General features: G+C 40.5%; 16 protein-coding genes, 4 pseudogenes and 1 riboswitch. Of the genes and pseudogenes, 8 read left to right on the top strand and 12 right to left on the bottom strand.

What is annotated here, in order from left to right; genetic code table 11:
* Positions 1–100: 100 nt before the first annotated feature.
* Together ACGEDC_RS11430 and ACGEDC_RS11425 are read right to left on the bottom strand one after the other, a co-directional pair.
* Positions 101–1,366: a tetratricopeptide repeat protein gene (locus ACGEDC_RS11430; RefSeq protein ID WP_394493318.1), complete on the bottom strand. Its 1,266-nt coding sequence runs from the start codon at positions 1,364–1,366 to the stop codon at positions 101–103.
* A gap of 267 nt (positions 1,367–1,633) precedes the next feature.
* Positions 1,634–3,058, bottom strand: a complete 1,425-nt coding sequence (locus ACGEDC_RS11425) for a hypothetical protein (RefSeq protein WP_394493316.1) — start codon at positions 3,056–3,058, stop codon at positions 1,634–1,636.
* A gap of 51 nt (positions 3,059–3,109) precedes the next feature.
* Positions 3,110–3,187, bottom strand: a riboswitch (cyclic di-GMP riboswitch).
* Positions 3,188–3,537: 350 nt separating this feature from the next.
* Between ACGEDC_RS11425 and ACGEDC_RS11420 the strand changes: the two genes are divergently transcribed.
* Together ACGEDC_RS11420 and gltS are read left to right on the top strand one after the other, a co-directional pair.
* Complete coding sequence (locus ACGEDC_RS11420; RefSeq protein WP_055022809.1) at positions 3,538–3,747, top strand: TOBE domain-containing protein; 210 nt, start codon at positions 3,538–3,540, stop codon at positions 3,745–3,747.
* A gap of 519 nt (positions 3,748–4,266) precedes the next feature.
* Positions 4,267–5,489 (top strand): annotated as a pseudogene (gltS, locus tag ACGEDC_RS11415) (sodium/glutamate symporter).
* 114 nt (positions 5,490–5,603) lie between these two features.
* Here gltS and ACGEDC_RS11410 read toward each other — a convergent pair.
* Positions 5,604–5,879, bottom strand: a complete 276-nt coding sequence (locus ACGEDC_RS11410) for a YecH family protein (RefSeq protein ID WP_394493314.1) — start codon at positions 5,877–5,879, stop codon at positions 5,604–5,606.
* A gap of 159 nt (positions 5,880–6,038) precedes the next feature.
* Between ACGEDC_RS11410 and ACGEDC_RS11405 the strand changes: the two genes are divergently transcribed.
* Positions 6,039–6,374: a DUF2956 domain-containing protein gene (locus tag ACGEDC_RS11405; RefSeq protein WP_055022812.1), complete on the top strand. Its 336-nt coding sequence runs from the start codon at positions 6,039–6,041 to the stop codon at positions 6,372–6,374.
* A gap of 68 nt (positions 6,375–6,442) precedes the next feature.
* Here ACGEDC_RS11405 and ACGEDC_RS11400 read toward each other — a convergent pair whose 3' ends face one another.
* From ACGEDC_RS11400 to ACGEDC_RS11375, 6 genes and pseudogenes are all read right to left on the bottom strand, one after another.
* A complete protein-coding gene (locus ACGEDC_RS11400) occupies positions 6,443–7,675 on the bottom strand; it encodes a hybrid-cluster NAD(P)-dependent oxidoreductase (RefSeq protein WP_394493312.1) in 1,233 nt (410 codons plus the stop codon).
* Positions 7,676–7,763: 88 nt separating this feature from the next.
* Positions 7,764–9,422 carry a hydroxylamine reductase gene (gene hcp, locus ACGEDC_RS11395; protein WP_394493310.1) on the bottom strand — a complete coding sequence of 553 codons (1,659 nt, stop codon included), beginning with the start codon at positions 9,420–9,422 and terminating at the stop codon, positions 7,764–7,766.
* Positions 9,423–9,718: 296 nt separating this feature from the next.
* Positions 9,719–11,347 (bottom strand): FG-GAP repeat domain-containing protein, encoded by a 1,629-nt coding sequence (locus ACGEDC_RS11390; RefSeq protein ID WP_394493308.1) that lies wholly within the window; start codon positions 11,345–11,347, stop codon positions 9,719–9,721.
* A gap of 188 nt (positions 11,348–11,535) precedes the next feature.
* Positions 11,536–12,327 (bottom strand): EcsC family protein, encoded by a 792-nt coding sequence (locus ACGEDC_RS11385; protein WP_394493306.1) that lies wholly within the window; start codon positions 12,325–12,327, stop codon positions 11,536–11,538.
* A gap of 132 nt (positions 12,328–12,459) precedes the next feature.
* Positions 12,460–12,954: a peptidylprolyl isomerase gene (locus ACGEDC_RS11380; RefSeq protein WP_055022815.1), complete on the bottom strand. Its 495-nt coding sequence runs from the start codon at positions 12,952–12,954 to the stop codon at positions 12,460–12,462.
* 103 nt (positions 12,955–13,057) lie between these two features.
* A pseudogene (locus tag ACGEDC_RS11375) lies at positions 13,058–14,404 on the bottom strand (M20 metallopeptidase family protein).
* Between the two features lie 145 nt (positions 14,405–14,549).
* Between ACGEDC_RS11375 and ACGEDC_RS11370 the strand changes: the two are divergent.
* Complete coding sequence (locus ACGEDC_RS11370; protein ID WP_394498320.1) at positions 14,550–15,158, top strand: cold shock domain-containing protein; 609 nt, start codon at positions 14,550–14,552, stop codon at positions 15,156–15,158.
* Positions 15,159–15,187: 29 nt separating this feature from the next.
* Positions 15,188–15,718: a GNAT family N-acetyltransferase gene (locus ACGEDC_RS11365; protein ID WP_394493303.1), complete on the top strand. Its 531-nt coding sequence runs from the start codon at positions 15,188–15,190 to the stop codon at positions 15,716–15,718.
* Between the two features lie 81 nt (positions 15,719–15,799).
* Here ACGEDC_RS11365 and ACGEDC_RS11360 read toward each other — a convergent pair whose 3' ends face one another.
* The gene (locus ACGEDC_RS11360) at positions 15,800–16,612 is read right to left on the bottom strand and encodes a hypothetical protein (protein ID WP_144430113.1); all 813 of its coding nucleotides are present in this window, start codon (positions 16,610–16,612) and stop codon (positions 15,800–15,802) included.
* 394 nt (positions 16,613–17,006) lie between these two features.
* Here ACGEDC_RS11360 and ACGEDC_RS11355 point away from each other — a divergent pair, with 394 nt between their 5' ends.
* Positions 17,007–18,839, top strand: a complete 1,833-nt coding sequence (locus ACGEDC_RS11355; protein ID WP_394493301.1) for a mechanosensitive ion channel family protein — start codon at positions 17,007–17,009, stop codon at positions 18,837–18,839.
* A 91-nt stretch (positions 18,840–18,930) separates the two neighbouring features.
* Here ACGEDC_RS11355 and ACGEDC_RS11350 read toward each other — a convergent pair.
* Positions 18,931–19,190: pseudogene (locus ACGEDC_RS11350) on the bottom strand (DUF5062 family protein).
* Between the two features lie 173 nt (positions 19,191–19,363).
* Here ACGEDC_RS11350 and ACGEDC_RS11345 point away from each other — a divergent pair.
* Positions 19,364–20,461 carry a phosphotransferase gene (locus ACGEDC_RS11345; RefSeq protein ID WP_394493299.1) on the top strand — a complete coding sequence of 366 codons (1,098 nt, stop codon included), beginning with the start codon at positions 19,364–19,366 and terminating at the stop codon, positions 20,459–20,461.
* 87 nt (positions 20,462–20,548) lie between these two features.
* Here ACGEDC_RS11345 and ACGEDC_RS11340 read toward each other — a convergent pair whose 3' ends face one another.
* Positions 20,549–20,851 carry a hypothetical protein gene (locus ACGEDC_RS11340; protein ID WP_394493297.1) on the bottom strand — a complete coding sequence of 101 codons (303 nt, stop codon included), beginning with the start codon at positions 20,849–20,851 and terminating at the stop codon, positions 20,549–20,551.
* Between the two features lie 372 nt (positions 20,852–21,223).
* Between ACGEDC_RS11340 and ACGEDC_RS11330 the strand changes: the two are divergent.
* Positions 21,224–24,490: pseudogene (locus ACGEDC_RS11330) on the top strand (winged helix-turn-helix domain-containing protein).
* Positions 24,491–24,500 lie beyond the last annotated feature (10 nt).

Below are 24,500 nucleotides of genomic sequence, written 5' to 3'. Positions count from 1 at the left end.
AAAGCTGAGAACTGGATATTGATTAGAACGCAGCAGCCTCGCTTAAACTCAGAAATTAAAAAGCCGCAATATGCGGCTTTATTATTAACTGATAGCTGTTCTACTGCTGATGACTAGGGCTGTTACTTTGCTTAAGCCAAGATAATTTTGCTAAGTACTTTTGCTGACTCTTGCCCATAGATGTTAACTCCAATGCTTTTTCAAGCGTTTTTTTCGCACTTAACACTTTGCCTTGTGCATTCTGTACTTTGGCGAGTTCATAATAGGCTTGATGATAATAAGGGCTGTTATTGATAAACTTTTCTAAGAATGCTTCTGCAGCAAAATAGTCTTGCTGTCTCGTCGCTTCTTGCGCCATTGAGTACCAACCGTAAGGTGTCTCATTCTCTAGCTGAATGAGTTGCTGATAAACGGCATCAGCCTCTAGTACTTTACCTTGTGAATATAATGAATAATTATAGTTACTTAATAATGTCAGTGAGTTAGATTCAAACTGTAGGCCATATTGATAGTAAGCATCAGCAACTTGATAATCTCCCACTCGTCGATGCACCACAGCCATCATATTAATCAATGGAATATACTTAGGGGCAAGTTGTAAGCCTTTTTCTAACAGAGAGTAGGTCAAGGTTAAGTCATTGGCGAGAAGGGCATCTGCAGCGAGGTTACGATAAAACATAGCAAGAAACTCATCTTCACTGACCACCGCTCCCGTGCGATCGTTTCTATCAGGGAAATAATCTATGACGGTGAATTCACTACCATTAATATATACACCGCCAGCATCCGTTTCATATAAAAAGGTACGGACATGATCTGAGGTCACGACTAAGTCATTTGAAATATGCGTTAATAAAGGCGCCGAGTGGACCACTTGAAAAACAGCTCTCACGTTTAAATGCTTTGCCACACCATACGTCAGCATAGCTAAAGCCATGCAATTACCAGACTTATTTTGCCAAGCTTGAGCCGTATTATAATTTAAGCCTTCGTAATTAAAATTAACCATTTTATTGTTAATAAAACGAACCACTTGATATCGCTTCGAAAGCTCAGCAATCTCAGGTCTTGCAATGAAGGCTTCAAGCTCGTCGACTTGATCTGGTAGTAATGCTGACAAACTCTCTACCGATGGAACTAAGTTATTTTTTGCTATATCCAAATCAATTGCGTTAACAAAATAAGCGCCATTTTCAGGAAGAGGTATTACATTTAATTTGGCTGAAGAATGCGAGGTGGTACTACAACCTGCTAATAAAACAGATAACATGCCGCCAAAAAACAATGGCGTTAAGTAACCAACTATATTTTTGCGACACGGTTCAACTGCGGTTCCATTTATCGTTAATCGCAACATCCTGAGCATAAACACCTCTTATCATCCTTAATATTATTCATTCTTCAGTATTCACAGCTTCATAAGCGTAATGAGCCATTGATATTGACATTAAGCTCATCCTTACAAATTCTAACCTAGCACACTTTTTATACACACCTCCAATAGTAAGTGATGAAAAATAATTTCAAACAAACAAAAATCCTTCTTTGAAATAGAGTCTTATGGGAAGAATTAACAAATAAAAAGGCTGCCAATTGGCAGCCTTTTAGTTCATTAAATGAAGCAACGTGCGAATTAATCTTCGTTAGAAAGCGTCATCTTATTTAAATCGATACCATCACTATTCTCTACATATCCCTGTTGTGTTTCTGGGATTTTATGCGTTTTATCTTTAATGGTAATTCTTGATAATCGACATTCAGCATAAACCTCTGGAGCGAAGTTATATTCGAATTTATCGTTAGTTTGTAATTCAAAAGGCTTCTCTGGATCAGCAGAGAAATGTTGATTTGCCAATAAAGACACACCGTTTAAACTATCGTCCATACAACCTAATAATTTAACCGCAATCACTCCTTTTTCAGCATACTCTTCATAAGTACCATTATTACCTGTGTACTCATTAAGGTGTAAGGTTTTACCTGAAATAGGGCAGCTAGCATTGATACCATTTTCTTTTAAAATCAGGTTAAGCTTTCCTGCTTGACCCAAAGATAAGAAGGTATTTTTAGCAGTACTAAAGATATTTTCTTCAATAGAACGATTTTCGTCATCAATAAGCTTATCGCCTTTCGTCCAATTTAGTGTTGCTTGTGTTAAGTCACAGCCCATTAAGTTAGGATCAACGTCTCCCACTAAACAACGCTTTAGATCACGACTAAATTCAGGATAATAAGCCGCACATTCTAACTCACGATCATTGTCTTCAGTCTTAAATGCTTGCACACCACGGATCAAGACACCGTAACTATCTGGAAAACCACTGTCACGTAAAATCACAGGCGTATAAAAGCGATCAGCTGTAAACGTTATCCAAGCTTTTTTAAAGCCTTGATCCAGTGACTCACCTTCGACAGCGTCAAGTGATAAGTTATGTTTTTCCGAGCCTACTCGTACAATTAAATCACGATATGCATTTGCTTCATTTCGTGCGCCATGAGCTTCATAATCATAGTCACGCTTTTGATATTTAACAGAAATGGCATACTTTGCACCTGGAACTGTTGGCACATAAGTGCGCATTCTAACGGTTCCAAGTTGAGTTTCACCGCCACAGGCATGCGTATCTAATTCAGCAGCATAACCTTCACCGTCAATACCATATGTTGTGGCATAACCCACTTCCATTTTGGCATCGCATGCTTGGTTACGTATATTCTTAATGGCGTCGCGGCGCTCATCACCTTCTAGGTTTTTAACTTGTGCCCATTGCTCAGGGAACATTTTCTTTAACGTTTTACGGGTCCATTGAACATCAAAGTACATTTTCTCATCTTCAGAGTACAATGCCTTCAGTTCTCTCTTTAACGAATTAGGGTTTTCTTCTTGTAACTCAGAAAAATCTAAATCATCAATGATCCCCCAAGAGCCATGATTAAACTGCTCTTCATAGCCGTAGAAGTATTGTCCTGATACCAGTTCAAGTTCATCAGCTTGAGCTACAGAGGCCGTTGAACAAGACAGTGCTAACAGCATCCCTAATCTAGTTGTCAATTTCATTTAAAATCCTAGTGTTATAAGTTGCACAAAATTATCTGTCATCTTTTAACACTCAGTAATGCAGCCCACAGACCCGCCTGTGCTGTCACTTTGCGTCCTCATTTTGCAACGAGTTTGCCATTAGAGTATCTACAGTTTAAAAAAACATGCGAATTTTAACACCAGCACCAAGCAGTTAACAAGTCAAATTATTGACTATTTACATTATTATAACTCACTGATAATTAATGAATGTTATATAGGCTCACAAGATAATGGCATAACAAACATTGAAAATTACAACTAATGAATGACATACAATAAGCAAGATAAAGTGCAATTTCATAAACTAAACTGCGATATAGCCCCCAAAACCACAAAATACTAACTAAACTTATAACATTAGCCGCATTATCTTATTGCAAACAATTTTTTATAAGATAAATTAATCATATATATCATTGATATATATTCACTTACTACATAGAGATTTCAAAAATATGAAAATCAGCGCACGTAATTCACTTGTTGGAAAAATTCTTTCTATTGAAGAAGGTTCAGTTAATAACGAAATCGTTATCGAATTAGCTGCAGGTGTTGAAATCACTTCTGTTGTCACTAAAAAATCTTGTGAGCAACTAGGTTTAGTGGTTGGTGGCAATGCTTATGCCATTATCAAAGCTAGCAATGTTATGGTTGCAGTAGATTAATTTTCTATTTTAATTCTTGGAGTGCAGCTTTAATTGCGTTTTAAAGCATTATAATAGTGATAAAAATGGAGTAATGATGAAAGTCATTACTCCATTTTTTAGCATTGAATTTCATCCTAATCCCTCCTTTGACACCAAAATAAAATCAATGATAGTTACCGCAGCTCAGATTAATGCTCATCAGCAAACTCAATAGTCACTCTCATCAAATCACCTTTTATCAATGACAAGGGTTTAAATTAACGCAAAGTCCAGTCCTTAAAAGTTAACAAGTGACAAGCAAGTCACCTACATCTGTATCTTTGAACTTAACAACTGCATTCGTGAGATTAATTACATGTTAATTTGTGTTTGTTTTAGCGCAATAAGCCATCAATTTAGCTTGATAGCATTATCTTTAGCTCCGTCATAATCTATAATCAGCATAACTAATTAATTTAAGTCATATATAAAGGCATACCATGTGGTGATGCGTTAAAGCAGTGTGTTACTTTTTTCATTGCTATCCAAAGGAGTTTCATGAATACAGTCTATTCTATTGGAGAGCTTGAATCGTTTCTTGTAGCGATTTTAGTCCTATTCATTGGCCATTCGGTCAACCGTCATTTACCCGCTTTTAGAAAATATAATATCCCAGAACCCATCGTGGGCGGACTGATCGTTGCCAGCTTTATTACTTTGCTGCACTTCAATAACATCAGTCTTCAATTTACGCTATCGATGCAAAACACCTTGATGCTAATGTTTTTCAGCACCGTTGGTTTAGCGGCAAGTTACAAATTGCTTATGAAGGGCGGTAGTAAAGTCTTTTTGTTTTTAGGTATCGCCTCCTTATATATCATTATCCAAAATGGTGTTGGCGTAACCATGGCTACTGCATTAGGTTTGGAACCTATAATGGGCTTAATTGCTGGCTCTATCACCCTTTCAGGAGGTCATGGCACTGGCGCAGCTTGGGCACAAACCTTCCAAGAGAACTACGGGATGAACACCCTTGAGTTTGCCATGGCAGCAGCGACGTTTGGCTTGGTAATGGGTGGTATTATCGGTGGCCCAGTCGCTCAGCGATTGATTAACAAAAACAAGCTGGTTTCATCCTACGGTGTGGGGGAAATCATCATGAAGATCACCCAGATTTAGTGACCTACGACCAGCTTGAAGAAGACAGAGTAACCGCTAAACGGATTTTAGAAGTTTTATTTGTTCTGCTGTTATGTGTTGCTGGGGCTAAATGGTTCGGTAAATTTGTTACTGCATACGACATTACTTGGCTGAAAATGCCTGAATTTGTTTATGCACTATTCTTCGGTGTTGTTATCACCAATGCCACAGAGTTAACCCGTGGATTTAAAATAAACAGTGAGTGTGTTGATATCCTCGGCACCGTGTCATTAGCGCTATTTTTATCAATGGCATTAATGAATTTAAAGCTATGGGAGATTTTTGATTTAGCGATTCCACTGTTAATTATCTTGCTGACCCAAGGCATAATCCTGGCTTTATTTGCCTACTTTGTCACCTTTAGATTAATGGGCAGTAATTACGATGCTGCTGTTATGGCTGGCGGTCACTGCGGCTTTGGTATGGGCGCAACCCCAACTGCGGTTATGAATATGGGTGCATTAGTATCAAGAACAGGCCCTTCACCACAAGCCTTTATGGTCGTGCCAATTGTAGGCGCATTCTTTATAGATATTGTTAATGCGATTATTTTGCAAGGCTATCTAAGCGTGATTGGCTAAGCCTTCACCTATAAAAAACGCCACTCAATAGTGGCGTTTTTTATGGTAAATTTGTCAAGGCAATAAGCTAAAACATCAAGCCAAATAGCTCTCCATTGCCTCATCAGTCATCAACTAATCGTGCGAATGGCCTTCTTCACTGTGCTCTTTACCTGCACAATGTCCACATTGGTTAATAACAAAACCCGCTTTTGTTTCAGTTAATCGGCCATTACTGATAAATAAATCGACTAACTGAGCCGCATTCATATCGCTGGCTCTACAAGTATGAAACTCAGCATTTTCACCAAACTCTTGTGCCATAAGTGCTAGCCATTGTTGGTGAGCCTTAGGCGTACCTTGTTCTTTCATTAGCTTAATAACATTACGACCATGAATTGAGTCAGACATTTATCGATTCCTTATATTGAAAGAAACATTTTACGACAAAGCAATGGTAAGACTTAGTGCGATAGCTCATGGTTTAACAATAATTAATCTACAATTTAAGTTCCCACTCAAGATTCGGTATAGTGTCTTTAAGAATTCAATACTGTATTTGTAGGCATAATGGCGAAGCAGATTTCTCAAGAAACCCAAAACGAAGCAATGAAAGTGGCCAAAGCCACGCAAAAACCATCGCAAACCAAAGAGCAAACTAAGTTAATTGCTCAAGGTATCGAAAAAGGCATTGCGGAATATAAAAAGCAGCAAAAGGCAAAAGCCCGTGGCCGAGATAAACAACGTAAGCAAGACTTAAAAGCCAAGTCACGCCAAGAAACGAGTGAAATTGAGTTTATCGCTGAAGCGCCGACCTCATCGCCTAAGTTCCCTTGGATATTACTGGCAGCGAGCTGGGTGGGATTTTTAATCTATGCCTTATTAAATGGCAACTTAAACATTTAAACTCACTCTCAAAAATAAAAAGTCAGCAAATGCTGACTTTTTTGTTTTAATTGCGAGTGAATCATTAGCTACATTTTTAATGTCACATCTGAAGTGATTTTAGTTGAGCAAGCCAATACATAACCTGCTGCGATTTCTTCCTCACTTAAGGTGGCAGAGCTAGTTGATTCGGTTGTTCCCGAGGTCACTTGGCATTTACATGCCCCGCAAACACCACTTCTGCAAGCTGCAATAATCGGTAACCCTTCAGATTCAATACCATCAAGTAAGGTGTCATCAACCGATAAGGAAATCGATTTATCAGCAAAGCTCAACATAAACCCACTGTCACTGTTGGCATGACTTACCTTAGCTGCAGGTTTTGCTGGACCACCGAAACTTTCTTGATGAAAGTTGATCATATTAAAGCCGCTGGCTTCAACCAGTGACTTTACCGCTACCATATAAGGCTCTGGCCCACAGACAAAAATAGTCCGCTCCATAAAGTCTGGTACCAGCTGAGCAAGCTTTGCCATATCGAAGCGGCCTGACATTCTGCAGTCATTAGCAGTGTGATTAACCCCATCCACAAGCTCAGGTGCCGACTCTAAAAGGTAATTCAGATTAAACTTCGAGCTTCTATGCGCCATCGCACTTAACGTATCAGCGAAAATAATGTCTTGTTCGCTTCTTGCACTATGCACAAAGCCAATATCACTGCCGACTTTGGTATCGAGTAACCAACGAGACATTGAGTACATAGGTGTTATGCCGCTACCAGCACTTAAAAATAGATATTTATCTGCCTTCACATCGACAAGGTTAAAGACTCCATCAGGCCCCAATGCAGAGATAACATCACCTTCATTAATATTATCAGCGGCAAAGTTTGATACTTTGCCATCAGGAATACGCTTAATGGTGACCACTATAGAATAGGGACGTGAAGGTGACGATGACATGGTGTAACTGCGATAAACCACCTCGCCATCAATTTCGAGTTTTAAGGTAATAAATTGACCCGGTTTGTAATTAAATTTAACCGGCGTTAAGCCTTGAAAGCGAAAACTAACGACATCATGAGTTTCATTCCACTTTTCTACACAGCGAAGCTTTATATCGCCACGTTGCCAATTATCTGCAGCTAAAAATTCAGCATCAGAATTAAGCGATGCAGCCGATTTCTTAGCAGTGCTTGCTAGTGCATTCGACATTGAAAAAACCGATACCGTTTTGGTTTTTTCAGCTGAGTCTTTGATCTCGTCTTTTGTTGATTGCACCGCAGATAGTGCTGCAGAAAATGAAAATCCTGATGAGCTCATAGGGCACCTTTCACTAGGTCAATGATAAATAACTAGAGATGTAAATCGGTGATACAAGCTGATAGCCTATATCACCGTATACAGCTGATTAAGCGGCCTTAATCATTGCTTTAAGATCTGATTCAACATCAGTGGTATTACGTAAACCAAACTGATCTTCTAACACTTTAGCTAAGTTTTCAGTTAAGAAAGCTGGCGGCGTCGGACCGGTGCGGATGTTTTTAACACCAAGCGATAATAGGGTTAATAACACCACAATCGCTTTTTGCTCAAACCAAGATAGAACAAGGCTTAATGGTAGCTCGTTGATGTCACATTCAAAGATATCTTTAAGCGCTAATGCTAACTGAATAGCAGAGTAAGCATCGTTACACTGACCCACATCTAATAAGCGAGGAATCCCATTAATGTCGCCAAACTCAAGTTTATTGAATTTGTACTTACCGCAACCAAGGGTCAGGATAATGGTGTCGTCAGGCACTGATTTAGCTAAGTCAGTAAAGTAGCTACGTTCAGATTTATCACCGTCACAACCACCGATTAAGAAGAAATGCTTAATTGAGCCGTTTTTCACATTCTCAACCACTGTAGGTGCAGCTTCCATTAGGGCATTACGAGCAAAACCAATGGTGATCTTGTGGGGGATTTCATCATAAGTGAATCCTTCAAGCTCTAATGCTTTATCAATCACTTCGCTAAAATCTTCACCTTCAACGTGAGTCACACCAGGCCAACCTACGATACTACGTGTGAAAATTCGATCAGAGTATTCACCCACGTTAGGGTCGATAATACAGTTAGATGTCATCACAACAGCGCCTGGGAAAGTGCCGAATTCACGTTGCTGGTTTTGCCATGCACTACCGTAGTTGCCCACAAGGTGCGGATACTTTTTAAATTCTGGATAAGCTAAAGCCGGTAGCATTTCGCCATGAGTAAACACGTTAATGCCCTTGCCTTCTGTTTGTTGCAAGATAAGCTCAAGATCTTTCATGTCATGACCAGACACTAAAATCGCTTTACCTTTAACTGACTTGGTGTTCACTTCTGTCGGCTCAGGGTGACCAAATGCGCTGGTTTCACCTGTATCAAGCATCGCCATCACGCGGTAGTTTAGTTGGCCAATTTGCATTGCTGTGCCAAATAATTTGTCGCCATCAACAGAATCTTCACCAAGAAAGGACATGATTTGATGGAACTCACCAGCAACATCAGCATCTGTTTGTTCTAATACGCGCGCATGCTCCATATAAGCAGCTGCGCCTTTAAGACCGTATAAACACAATAAACGAAGGCCAAGAATATCTTCGTGGACGTCACCACGGTTTGGCAGTGCTAATGGCGCTTGATCTAACATTTCAGGTTTTGAAGCAGCAAGGTTTAGTGAACCTTGTGCAATAACAGCTTCAGGCTCTACGCCTTTGTCGGCGCACGCTTGCTCGTAAGCTGATTTTAATTCGTTACGGTAATCTTGCGCCTGATAGGCGTAATCCATTAAACGTTCATCATCAAAGTTCACGTTAGTTAACGTGGCAAAGAATGCTTTAGGCACAAAGGTATCAATTTCAGCATTGATAATATTAAATTCACGCGCTTTTACAGCATATGCCGATACGCCCTGCAACATATAGATAAGCAGATCTTGTAGATCTGACGTCGATGCTAGCTTGCCGCACATGCCTTGCGAATAACTACAACCATTTCCTGCTGGGGTTCTCACTGTTTGCTCACATTGAATACAGAACATTGCCTTTCTCCTGATGATTATCTAATCATGCATTTAATTTACATGTTTAAGATTAGTTTACGCTCATCATCGAAAAGCAAAACCGATTTTTACGATCTTTATCTGTTTATTTGAGGTTGATCACTTTCAGCAAAACCTAATATAACCCCAGTTTCGGGCAAAGAGTAGGCTTATCATTAGCTTAAACAAGCACCACTAAATCGATAAAGATTTGAACAACGACCAATAAAAATAGCCAGCATTACTGCTGGCTATTTAGTTTATAAACTAGAATGAAAAATCGGCATTAATTGCCATTAATTGGCAATTAACACACTAAAGCGGCGCTGTAGATTTTCAGGATCTTGCCTGCCAAATTTAAGCAATAAATCATCTTTACCGTCGGCATTAATATCCACCGCTGATAACATAGCCCCTTCAACAGGGATCGTTACCGGCCATTCTTCGGCGCGCTTTTTAAAAGGCTCTCTACCCGCTTGACCATAGTAAATATCGAGTTCTTCATTATCGTCTGACAATAATAACTCTTTAAAACCGTCACCATTAATATCCGCTAAAGCAACCACTGGTTCACCACTTTGGCCCGAGGTTAAACTAAAACTCAGCTCAACTTCTTTACTGACATTGGCTTTATCTGCAAACATACTGGCATCATTCATTTTAAAAACGTGTACATCTTGATCGATACTGCCAGACAATAACGCACTGACGATCTGCGACAAACCAATATCAAAACCTGCGACAATCACTTCATCAACTTCATCATTATCAAGATCTTCAAAACGTAAGCCTGTCAGTGTGCCATCCGCTTTAATGGTGGTGTTTGCTTCTCGAGGGAAGGTTAACTTGCCATTGTTATTAATGCCTAAGTAAATTTCATAATCATTAACTCTATCGAGTACGCCTGAGCTTTTAGTGTATCTCACCACCAGATCGCTGATGCCATCGCCATTCACATCACCGATGCGCTCAACTTTGCGATAGAGCAAATCACTTTGATCTAAATTCTCACCATAGGCATCACGTTTATTCCACCAATCAACACCACTGATCGGCTGGCTGACTGAGATAAACTCTGCGATTTCAGAAAACTGCCCATCTTCTTGTTGGTAATAGACTTCAAGTGAGCCTTCACCAACTTTAATAATGTCATCGCGCTGATCAAAGTTCATATCACTGTGATACAGCTTGGCATGACTATATTCTGCCCCATTATTTTTAAGCTCAACCACAGGAAGAAGGGGTAAAGATTGTTGGGTAAATCCACCATCAGCTTGGCCTAATAGCACAGCCGTTTCTCTAAAGTCACTGATAAGAATATCGGCAATATCATCATTGTTAATATCAATCACGAAATTGCCGCGAGAAATATAATCAGCTTGCGTCGTCACAGAAATAGACTGAATATCTGCCACTTTTTTAAGCGAACCTTGGGTGGGCATAGCATCAACGGAGTCTAATGCCTCATCAGATTCAGTCGTTGATACTAACAAGGTGTTTTGCGCTGGTGAATATTGCAATAAGGCATTATTGGTAACGAAAAAGAGCTGTTGAGTAAGTACTTCAGCTTGATTAGAACCTGAGACTTTAGCTGGTTCTAGCTCATTAATATCAAAGCTATATATATCTTTTGAGAGCATTAATTTATCAAGCTGCACTAATGCCTCATTCTCAAAACCATAAATAGCTAACCAGCGTTCGTGATTATCATCAACGCCTACAGCAATTAATTCATTGCCTTGATGCTCAAGAATGTTGGCACTCACTATGCCTTGAGTTAGCTCAAAATCAGCATCAATATGATGAGCGGTAAATTGAGGAGTAAACGAGGTTTCAGCAGCGATAGATTGACAGTGTGCAGCTAACAATAGACCTGTGCAACTTGCCAGTAGCGTATTCAAACTGGTTCGATTAATTAAATTCATCCTGAAATCGTATCCTTTGATTTTGTAATAACGTCAACATTAATGATTGCTTATGTTATTAAGATAACGAGTCTTGATGAAAGTTCACACAGATTAATTGTTACGATTAATTATGGAGTTAAGAAAGGAGTGAGTTCCAAGCTGTTGGTCATTACAGAAGTTAATGCTGAAGTGCTATTTAACGTGTTTTAATCTTCGATCAGTAAACTGTCATAAGCTAATCTCACTTGCTCCTCACCATACGATCGCTCAAGGCGGCGCACAATAAAATGGCCTCTTGCCATGTCTTGGAAATGATCAATAAACAAAGTATTAATGATTGCTCCACCAGCTGCGCCAATTGCAGGTACTGCCTGCGCTGCCATTTTTTGAGTGACTTGTACCCCAAATCGTTCTGCAATCACTGCCACTAATTTCACCATGGCAGGGCCAGCCTCTTTACTAATTCCTTTTGTGGCAACGTACTCAGCAGCTTCAGCCAGTGAATTTGCAATAACGGTTCGCACCGCAAAGTAGCCTTTTTCAGCTTGATCATCGTCATTAGACTCACCACCCAGAGCAAAAACCTCAAGACAAGCTAATTGAGTTTGCACATCGGTGAGCTGTTCGCCTTCACTGCGAGCAACATCCGCAATGGATCGCAGCATAATAGTCGTTGAAATAGGCAACTCCAGTGCCAATGCTGATAAGCCAAAAAAGCCGCCAACACCGCCACTCACTGCCACACCTAATTTGTGCCAGCGATCAGATGATTGCTCGCCCGGTACATCTTTCATGGTAAATAACGCTGCACTTGATGCTTTCATCAACGCCGCTTGCGTCACCTTGCCAATCCCTTCACTCACGGTTTTCGGCAGCATAGCAAAACCTTTCTCGATTGGCGTACCAATAAAGTCGGTCATCTTAGCCGCAAGTCCTGGGTTATCGAGTAACTGTTTTGCTTGAGCAAGCTGCAGCTTATCTTGTGGTGTAAGGCTCAAATGAGCTTCCTTTTATATTTGTTCGTTCGGCGCTAGCACAATGACATTGAAATAAAAAATGTATCGAAGGCGTATGCTTTCGATACATGCTTTCAGAAAAGCTAAGGCAATGCTCACTCAGCCAAACAAGCCTTACTCTTCTATCGTGACTTTTTCAATGATAATAGGCGTTTTAGGAACATCATCGTGCCCTGCAATAGTGGCTGTCTTAGCCTTTTCAATTTCTTTTACCACTTCAATACCAGCAATCACTTTGCCAAACACTGCATAACCCCAACCATTATTGGTCGTAGCGGTATGATCTAAAAAGGTATTGTCAGCAACATTAATAAAAAACTGCCCAGTAGCTGAATGCGGCGCATCGGTTCTCGCCATTGCAATGGTGCCTAATACATTGCTTAAACCACGATTAGCTTCGTTTACAATCGGATCGCGAGTTGGTTTTTCTTTCATTTTGGCAGTAAATCCGCCACCTTGGATCATAAAGCCTTTAATCACGCGATGAAAAATCGTGTGCTCATAAAAGCCATCTTTACAATACTGTAAGAAGTTCTTAGAACTGACTGGCGCTTTTTCCATATCAAGCTCAATGCAAATATCACCCAAGTTAGTCGTAAACGTAATCATATTGCTCATACCTAAGTTAAATAAGGGATGACGTCACCCCTTTGATAACGGCTATTATAGCGTGACATCATCAGCGTGAGTTATCTGCTCGCTGTTTTAAATGCTATTTACTATTGAATAAATCCATTGCGGTGCGGGTCATCGCTCGCACGCCAGTTTTAATCGTAAGTGGATAATCTGGCGCAAATTGGCTCGAATGCAATGAAGGTAATGGCTCACCAGAATCTAGACTCGCCTGATACTTTTGGGGCTCTACCCCCCAACCAAAATAGGGTAATCGGCACATTTTGCTCAGTGCGGCCATACAATCCAAAATCTTCGCCAGCCATGACCGGCGGCGCGATAACCACATTGTCTTTACCAATTTCAGTTTCAATACTGGCTTGTACTTTTGCAGCTAATTGCGGCTCATTATAGGTTGATGGAATCGTTTCATCGTCATGCACATACACTTCAGGAGCCAGCTCTTCAGGTAAGCCTGCACTTAACGCAATCCCTTTGGTAATGCGTTTAATTGCCGCTATTTGCTGCTCCCTTACTTCAGGATTGTACGAGCGCAGTGTTAACTGCAGTTTAACTTCATTAGAGATAATATTGTGCTTAGAACCACCATGAATTGACCCAACAGTAACCACATTTGGCTCAAGGGGGATACTTCACGACTTGGGATAGTTTGCAGTGCTAATACTGTTCTTGCTGCGATCACCACGGGATCGATCGTAAGATGAGGATACGCCCCATGGCCACCTTTACCTTTAATGGTAATATCCACAGAATCAACATTGGCAAGCGCATAACCGCTTACTACGCCTACTTTACCTGCGGGAATACCAGCACTCACATGTAAACCAATCACACTATCTGGAGTGGGAAATTTGCTAAACAGGCCTTGTTTTAGCATGGCTTTTGCTCCACCACCGACTTCTTCTGCGGGCTGGGCTACCATCATTAACGTGCCTTTCCAATCTGACTTATGTTTCATCAGTTGTTCTGCTGCACCAATAAAGCTGGCCATATGGATGTCATGACCGCAACCATGCATGATCCCAACGGTATTATTATGTTCATCAACCGTAGTGACTTTTGAAGCATAAGATTTACCTGTTTGTTCAATAATTGGTAGCCCATCAATATCTGCACGGATCATAACCGTTGGTCCCGAACCATTTTTATACATGCCTACCACACCGTAGCCACCAAAGTTATCAGTCACGTCAAAACCAAGCTCTGATAGCTCTTTAGCCATTCTGGCGCTGGTGTTTTTTTCTTGATAAGACAACTCTGGATATTGATGCAAATGAGTATAGAGCGCTTCAAGTTTGGGCATAGACTTCATCACTGAAGCATCAAAGTTTTCAGCATAAAGTGAGGTGCTGCTTAATGCTGTGGCTAAAGCCAGTGTGACTGACAATGATACGGGTATAACAGCAAAGCGTGCTGGTAATTTCATGTTATTTTCCTTGTGAACAGCTAGATGTCTAAGCCGCAGATAAAAACAATTTATTATGCTCTGTTAATAACCTAGCATAGGCTTAATGAATTTTATAATGTGTATAAAACAATAAACCTTTCAAAGGGAAATAATACGAGTGATGATGGAAACAGGTCGATTAGTTCGCTGGAATGGCAGTAAAGGCTTCGGGTTTATCGAGCCTGATAAGGGTGGCAAAGACGTGTTTATCCATATCTCAACCCTTAAACATATGGCTAGAAAGCCCATAGTTGGCGATCAGATTGAATATGTTGTAGAGCAGCAAGCTGACGGAAAAGTTAAAGCAGGCAAAGCACTCATCGTAGGTGTGGCTATCAATCCTACTCATAAATCTCGCCATAACTCTGGCAAAAATCATCAAGCAAAGCAGCGTCCACCAATAAAAATGAAAAAAGCCACCACGGCTTCGGGCACGATGAGTCGCATTGTCATTATCTTAATTGTCATCGCCATTGGCAGATTTGCAATTCAAGCCTACTACGATGTAACGAATGCTCCCGGTCAATCGAGTCTAGTTCAGCCTGTCACGATAGATAACAGTCCGACTCAATCGACAAAACCTTCACCGCAGTTTAGCTGCGAGGCGGGTAAAACTCACTGCAGCCACATGCGATCATGTGAAGAAGCGATTTTCTATATTAATCATTGTCCTGATACTCAAATGGATGGTGACTTTGACGGTGTGCCATGTGAACGTCAATTCTGTAATTAAATGGCGTAGCAAAATTTATAAGGATCATAATGACAATAATTACTGAAACTGACCGCCTAATCATTCGTGAATTTAATCTTGGCGATGCAAAGGCTGTGCTTGAGTTTAATTCAGAAGAAGTCAACCGCTACACTGGCGATGCAGGCTTATGTAACACGCTAAAAGATGCTGAAAATATTATCCAAGAGATATGGTTAGCGGAATATAAAAAGTTCGGCTTTGCCCGTTGGGCTGTAGTCCATAAAGCCACAAATCAAGTCATTGGTTTTTGTGGTTTTAAAAATGACTCGCGAATAAATGCTATCGATATCGGCTACCGTTTACATCAAGATTTTTGGGGAAAGGGCTATGCCACTGAGGCAAATCAAGCCTGTATTGAGTTTGCAAAGCAGCACATGGATTTAGATATCGTCTACGGCGAAGTGGTGGACGTGAATCTTGGGTCAGTCAACATCATTAAAAAGTTAGGTATGACGTTTATCAGACAATATGAAGAAGAAGGCTTTACTTTACTGAGATACGCAATCTCGTTAAAAGGTAATCCACTACCAGCAAATTAATGGGATGAAGGCACAAAAAAGGCGCCAACGACTTCTATTAGGGCGCCCTTTATACATTCAACTCTTAATCGTCAGCTAAGGCTAAAAATACGCTGCCCAACCGATTAGAAAGCCTTGCGATGCCGTATCATAAGCAAAGTTATCTTCATTATCGTAATCAACCCAAGTGGATTTATAAGCCAAATTCAAATCAGACCATGAGTTAATTTGATACCGTGCGCCAGATTGAATAGCGGTAGTAAAATCAGTATCACTACCCATCCCTGCATCAGCACTAATGTAAAATAGCCAATCTTGATTTATCGGTTTTATCCAGCGCACACCAACCACAAAGTCAATCCAATCATCTTCAAAGTTAATGTCACTGAATATGGTATTATTGTCTTTACGATACAGTTGCATATCGATGTCGTTATCCCACCAGCGTAAGCCAACCATATAATCTAACGTGCTATCACCATAGTCATAACGCTTAAATCCTTTAGCCTCTAGTACCCCTTGGCGAATATCAATATCCCCCTTCAATACCAAGTTATTAGTATTATCCAAAACGTTATTCGTTTCGCCATTGAGCTTCATGAAACTATAATCAATGTAATATCCCCATTGATTATCATAGATACTCTCAAAGCGAACCATGGCGGTCATTTCCAAGGTATCCAATATAAACTTAGGGTCGACATTTACCTCTAGGTTTTGATCAAGAAGAGTCGTATCGCCGCGGATATTCAACGCCATTCCATACAGCTCAATACTATTGTTCCACTGGCCCGTTTCACCTTTTGCTATAACAAGATTAGGCATAACAAGCGAGGCAATGATTATCCCTCCCCCTACTACACGCCTATAAGCTGATTTAGCATGCTTTAAGCAATCTCTTCCCTGTTTAATCATACAACCTCCTTGTTGAGCCATAGGTGTCATCGAGCCACATAAGTAAGCTTTTAATAAGCCGAACACATCTTTATTAAATTTTTCACTAAAAACAGTGTAGGACACTCATCAAACTTAACCAGCCATATTAATGATTTATAATCAATGTCATCTTAATATACTTCAAAAATAAGCAATTAAACCTTGCTATAAACCAAACAAACTCACCAAGAAATATACGGTTTTTGCCTCACGTCACGTAAAAAGTCGAAACAATTTTAGTAACAGACAAATTTATCACCGCAAATATAAACCATTTAAACTAACTTTGTGAAACTTATGATAAATCAGCCTAGCAGTCTGCCGCTAAAACGCATATATTTGATACAGTAACTGGGCTTTTAGGGACATATTCATGGGACGACACCATTGGCGTAAAATTTTCTCAATCTTATTTGTGCTCAGTATTCAATGTAGTGTCTTTTCTGTTACTGCTGCAGATGATATCAACCTAAAAAAAGTCGCTGAAGCTGAAAAACGCAGCGAAGCCATCACCGAAGCCCAAGGTGGCTTAATCATGGCTCGAGATGGCGAAACGCCATTGACCGCCTTAATCGCCATAGGTCAAGCCATAGAAGAAAATGACTGGCAAGCCGCTGCCGAGTTTGTTGATTTACGATACTTGCCAAAAGGTATTAACCCAGAAGATGGCCCCGAATTACTCCGTAAACTGGTCATTTTATGGAACAAACAAAACATCATCGACTTGTCACAAATTAGCGACCAACCAACTGGCCACTTAAATGACAAACTCCCAAGTTACCGAGATTTGCTTGGCGTATTAGAAACGAATACCGGCCCCGTTCCCGTTTATATGCAGCATGTGCCCGACGGTAAAGGCGGTAAGATTTGGAAAATATCTAATGCTACTGTCGCCAAAATACCTGAACTATGGGATGAATACGGATATAGCCCCCAAATAGAAGCACTTGCTAACTTCCTACCTGAATTCTCTGCTTTTCATATGGAAAACTGGCAATTACTTATTCTCAGTTTAAGCATTCTTTTTGGTTGGATTGGTACGGGGTTAATCAGTCTTGCGGCTATCAGTATCGCAAAGCACTTTGAACCTAAAATCGCAGGATTAAGCCGCTTTTGTGGGCGTAGTTTGCGTTGGTTCCTGTATTTATCTTTGTTGCAATATGCCGCGCTCGCACTCGGATTATCCGTCAGAGCAAGAGTATGGTTTGATAACAGTACCTTGCTGTATCTGGCCAACACCATATTAATTCTTGGCTTAGTTGAGCTTTACTCTGCCTATAAATCAAAACAACTACATGACCAAGATAAAAGCTACAGTGTAGCCCTACTCCGCCCTATGGTAGCCATTTTAAAAATCGTCATTGTGGTCATTATCGCATTGATGTGGTTTGAAAGTTCAGGCTACAACATGGCGACGATTTTGACAGGTTTAGGTGTCGGCAGTTTGGCCATCGCCTTAGCCGCGCAAAAACCATTAGAAAATGTGTTTGGCGCGCTGACGTTATACGCTGCAAGACCAATTAAACCTGGGGACTTTTGTCGCTTTGGTGCGACCTTAGGTGTCGTTGAAGAAATCGGTTTACGTTCAACCCGAATTCGTAAACTTGATCGCACCGTGGTACATATTCCTAACTCGGTTTTTTCTTCTCAAGAATTAGAGAACTTCTCGGTAATCGATCGCCGCCGCTATAAGCATGATTTACGTATTAGCCTTGATACCACTAAAGAACAGCTGCAAATGCTATTGATGGAGCTACGTAAACTACTGTTATCACATCCAAGAGTGTTAGAGGTTGCCCAGCGAGCACGCTTTCTTGCTATCGAACGTGATGCCTTTGTCGTCAATGTAAATGCCTACATTGATACAGGGGATATCAATGAATATTTTGGTATTGCTGAAGATCTCAACTTTCATCTATTAAATATTATGAAAGAGCTCGATATTCACATTGCGCCAATAGGTCAAAACGTGGTGTTAAATCATGCCGTACCTGCTGATTTAGAAGTGCAGCAACGGGCAGAACAAACGATTCGCCAACTGATTGAGGAAGAAGAGCTACCATTCCCTAATTACAGCGAAGACAACCGTGATAAATTTAAAGACAGTGTGGCATATCCCCCTATTGGCAGTGTGACAAAACCAAAAGATGTGCTCAAATCTCCAGAAGAATTAGAAGTAGAAAACGAAATCGAAGCTAAATCTTAATGCTACGGCCTTACAAAACCACAAAAGCCAAGCAGTCGCTTGGCTTTTTGATTTTTTAAATATTGATGCAATGCAGAGTATCGCCTCAATATTAATTCAGTAACGGGTGCTCAGGCGGTAGTTGCTTGCTTATCCATAACACCAGTTTGTGTTTTCTGTTTGGCCCATCATCCTTATCTTCAGCTAACGCTTGTATCAGGCCATCTTGCACCAATAAGCGATAGATGCACTCCACTTTATCCTTTGGTGAAATCCCCACTCCAAAATCTTTAAAACCTCTTTTTTGGCATATCCTTCACCAATTTCCATCGCAAGTTTCAATAACTTGCTGTCATTCTTGCCTGGTTTCATCTTCAACTCCAGTCAGATTCCAATTCATTAAAACTACGCTAATTGATTTAAAACTCAATGGCTTTTCCATCAGACTTGAGAACTATTTCACTTATTAATGAGTTAGCCATACAATTGATCCAGTGCTGCGCCTTATCGGCATGTTAAAAATGAAATTGAGATAACTGATACCAATGAATACTGATGCCTTTGAAGTTAATCCACAACTGCTTGATCAAATTAAACGGCAAACTCGTGCCACTGACATTACTCAAGTAGAACTAATCCAATCACTTTGGAGTGGTTACGGAGAATTATTCAGAGCTCACTTATCCGGTTCAACCTATGACAGCGTCATTGTTAAACACATCAAGCTACCTGTGATGGACCCACAAGATAGCACCGCAGCACAGTCGCACCCGAAAGGTTGGAATACAGCCCTTTCTCATCAGCGCAAAATAAAATCATATCAAGTAGAGTTTAATTGGTATCAAGATTACGCCAACCAATGTAGCCAAGATAATCGGGTGCCTAAATGTTTATATCTAGAACAAGATGGTGATGACTGCTTATTGATACTTGAGGACTTAGCCACTGTTGGTTTTGGTAAAGTGCTCACTCGAGCTGATGATACGGCCATTAAAGCTTGCCTTAAATGGCTAGGACAGTTTCATGGCCAGTTCTTATACCAAAACCGTGATTCAAGCGAATCACAGCATCACTCAAACAACAAACACAAAGTATTGGCAAACAAAGTAAGTAAGCACTTACATGCAAAACTGTGGTTACAAGGTACTTATTGGCATCTTGATACCCGCCCTGACGAACTAGCAGCTCTCAAAGATTCACGCCTCAAAGCCGCAGCACAACAAATTGATGCAGTACTCAGTAATACTCCATTTCAAACCTTAGTCCATGGTGATGCCAAGCTAGCTAACTTTTGCTTTACCGAAAACCACCAACAAGCAGCTGCGGTAGATTTTCAATATGTTGGTCAAGGCTGCGGTATGAAGGATGTGGCATTATTGCTGAGCAGCGTGATGACTTTTTCAGAAGAGGAAACGCAAATTACACAATGGCTTGATTATTACTTTAGCGAGTTAGCTCAAAGTGCTGCGCTACACCACCCTGACATCTGTACCGACACTTTAGAGAGCACATGGCGGCCATTATATTCAATCGCTTGGGCCGACTTTCAGCGATTTGTAAAAGGCTGGAGTCCCAATCATTTTAAGATTAACCCATACACCGAAGCGTTAACCGTTAAGGCACTGGAGCAGCTAAAGGGCTAAGGAGTAAGGAGTAAGGAGTAAGGAGTATGGAGTATGGAGTGTCTAGAAGATAAACACCTAAGGGTTAATTTCAACTTAACGTTTAAATCAAAATAAGAATGACAAACCCACGATTAGATAAGCAATTGCACAAATTGAATTGAGAGCAAATAAACTACTCCAAAACCAGCCAGTAAACTGTTTTTCTGCTCGTACTTTTTTACTTCTCAGCAATACATAGGTCGGAATAGTCAAAACAACTGAAATAGTACACAAAGCAAAAACAACGGCGACTCCAATACCTAAACTTGGCGAACTTGAGCTTTTCATCAATAACGAGTCATAGAACAATGATAAATACCACGCACTAAAAATACTGAGTATAAATCCTATAATCTGTGCAGATTTCATAAGCCTCCATGGCAATAAGGTTCTAGTAATGTCCAGTTTATTGAAAAACATAATAACAAATAGATTTATTAACGTAATAAAATTATAGACTTGGTTAAGTCTTTTACTCAGATAATCTTAGATTATAGAAATGAAAACTCTTAGCCCTACAGCAAAGTCACAATTAAAAGCAACATCACAACTTGTGCATATTTGAAACTCCTCTATAGAATCATTCGAACCATTTTACCTATCCCCAATTAGTCTGTTTTTTACTCACTTTTATACTTTAAGTGGTTACAATCTAACCATAAGTTGGTATAAGTAAATACTAATGAAACGCAATCGCGATAAGTTGTTACCGAATGCATGAAGCATAACACTGGGTTTTCAATGGAATGTGATAATGAAAAACGAGATTTTTTCTTTGGTGAATGGCAGGTTGATCCCAATAGCAATAGCGTAAACCTTGGTAAAAAAACAAAACAGCTTGAACCCAAAGCTATGGATGTATTGGTTTTATTATGCCAACGCAGCGGTGAAGTACTCAGTGCTGACGATATCGTCAATCATTGTTGGCCTAACACCGATATTGGCGATAACCCACTGCACAAAATCATCAATCAATTACGCCGAGCACTCGAAGATAAAGCAACATCACCACGTTATATTGAAACCATTCGTAAGCGAGGCTACCGCACCCTCGCCGATGTTAATTTTCCCATAGGTCATGAAACCGTTGCTGACCATCAACAGTGGAGTGCTGGCTCACCTTTTCCTGGTCTTCAGGCCTACTCAGAAGACTTCTATGAAGTCTTTTTGGCCGCAGTAAACAAATTAGCGTGCTACTTGAGCGTATTAGCCAGCAAGTTAAATTCGGTCGTGGTTTTTGTTTATTACTCGGCCCGAGCGGCAGCGGTAAATCATCGTTAATCAATGCAGGCATTATTCCTAATCTTACCGTAGGATCAGGGTATAACGGGGTGCATGTAGTCGCATACAGCGGCCTAGACTTTGCCGATGTCGCTAAATCACAACTCTTTATCGAGCTTGCAGGAGCGATGCTTGATTGGGAAGTTAATGATCAACCTGTGTTTGACGGCGACAGTGCAGATTCGCTATCCCACCGACTCATCACAGAACCACAGGTGATTGTTAACCAATGTAAAAAAGCCATTAAAGCTAACCGTCAACTTCACACTCATTTTGCGTTGTTTATCGATCGTCTAGAAGTGTTATTGTCTTCACCGCTTTTTACCCATGAGCAGCGTTCTGCCTTTGTTGGCATACTCGAACAACTCGCCAACTCTGGCTGCATTATTGTATTAAGTGCTTGTCGTAACGAGTTCTACCCCTTGCTTGTTGGCTACCCTAGTTTAATGACAGGAAAGGGCCAAGGCGCGCATTTTGATTTATCGCCACCGACTCGCAGCGAATTGCTACAAATGATCCGTTTGCCCGCTATTGCGGCTAATTTAACTTGGACCAGCGACCCTGATACTGCAACACCTTTAGATGAAATCCTCTGCGCAGAAGCTGCCAGTAACCCCGACGCACTGCCGATGCTGCAATACATGCTGCAAGCACTTTACTTAAAGCGCAGTAAAGACAACCAATTGCTGTTTAGCGTGTATCAGGAGTTAGGAGGCATTGAAGGGGCAATAGGCAAAAATGCCGAAGATGCTATTGCAGAGCTCACCCCCCAGCAAAAAGCCAGTCTCCCTCATGTATTTTCACTGCTAGTGACGCTAAGAGAAGACGAGTCATCGATCACTAGTCGCACTGCGCGCTGGGCACAGCTGCACACCAAAGAAGAACGCACCCTGACTCAGGCGATGATTAACAGTCGCTTGTTCGTGTCCAATCTGCAAAACGGCGAACCTTGCTTCAGCATTGCCCACGAAGCGCTACTGCGCCGCTGGCCAAGGGCAACCTCATGGATAGCCGAACATAACCAAAGTTTGCGAATTAAAAGCAGACTCCATCATTTATCCACTCGCTGGCTACAAGAAAACAAAAACCATGCTTACTTGCTAGCTGACGGTAAACCACTCAGAGAAGCAAAGTCACTCAAAAACAATCCCTTATTCGAGTTAGAGCCTGAAGAGATTGAATTAATTACTGCATCAAGTAAGCACGAAAAAATCAAACGTTGGCAAAAAACCTTCACCATCTCGTTACTCTTTTTACTCACAATCACCTCGATTTTAGCCAGCGTTAAAAGCTTCGAAGCAGAAAGAATGGCCCAACAGAAAAGGCAAGCAGCAGAAGACCTTCTCGGCTTTATGGTGGGTGATTTCGCCGACAAAATGCGCGGTATTGGTCGCATGGATTTACTGGATGGTATCAACAACAAAGCACTGGAATATTTCAGTAACGCCTCGAACCCTAGCGATACCAATTTAAGCTTTGAAGCCCGCTTTCAACATGGACAAACCTTAGAGGCCATGGGTGAAGTCGCCTACTCACGGGGTAAAACTATCGAAGCTAAAGAAGCCTTATTAGCCTCTAGAGAAAAACTCACTGCATTGTTAATTGAGCAACCTGAACATTTCGAACTACTTAAAACTTTAGGGGCAAATGCATTCTGGTTAGGACAGTTGGACTACGACCAAAGTGATTGGCAAGCTGCTAAAACATGGTTTGAACAATACTTAGCTTACAGCCAAACCATGTATGAGTTAGCGCCAGATGATCATGATGCAATTATGGAGTTTTCCTATGCAAATAATTCTTTAGGTTCTATATCGATAAACCAGCAAAAATTTGATGTTGCTAATGATTTTTTTCAACAATCATTAGCATTAAAACAAAAAGCGTTGATTAAGCAGCCCCAAAACACTCAACTTATTGCAGATATTGCAGATACACGTTCTTGGCTGGCAACTGCTGTTATATCTCAAGGTAATGTTAACAAAGCTATTAGATTACACGAAAAACTGCAGTTGGAACTATTAAGCTCTTCTGCACAGCTAACCCCATATGCACTTGATAGGTTATTTGCTAGCTATCAAATACATTCCAATTTATTGCGTTATCAAAATCAAAAACAACATGCCTTTGAAGTCACTCAACTAGGGCTCGCAGCGATTAATAAAGCATTAACACAAGACCCTAAAAATGAGCAATGGCAAATAGATCGGTTTAATTCAATGTTCAGGCTACTAGAAGTAGTTGATGACCAGAATAAAAAAACTAAATTACGACATTGATTCTTTGGCAGTATCAATGACAGATAATGAGTCATTAAAAAGTACATCTAGAAATAAATTTGTATGGGCTAATTATTATCTTTCATCAGCAAGGTACTTTTTCAATCACAATCAATACAATAAAAGCAAAGAATATGCCTCAATCGCTGAAGAACTGCTTCATGACATTTCTAATAAACACAGTCAAAATGTTACTTATAAAGCAATACTGTCATCCAGCCAGATACTCGTTTACTCGAGCTCTACATTGCTAAATCACAAAATAACCGAAACGTCTTTGTGTACTGAAATAAAATCTAGATTACAAACCTTAATCGACACAAACAGGAACCCATTGATAACAATTCCCTATCTTAAAGCATTGCAATGCTTAGGGGAGTTACCCTCAGAACCCCAGCTTTTTAATACTGTTGCACAAGCTGGAATAAACCTTAAAAATGTTCACTAAATGAATGGAG

The sequence above is a fragment of the Shewanella sp. ENK2 genome (assembly GCF_043568515.1).
Lineage (GTDB): Bacteria > Pseudomonadota > Gammaproteobacteria > Enterobacterales > Shewanellaceae > Shewanella > Shewanella japonica.
Note: the sequence above shows the minus strand (reverse complement) of the source record. Positions and strands in the feature narration are given on the sequence as shown.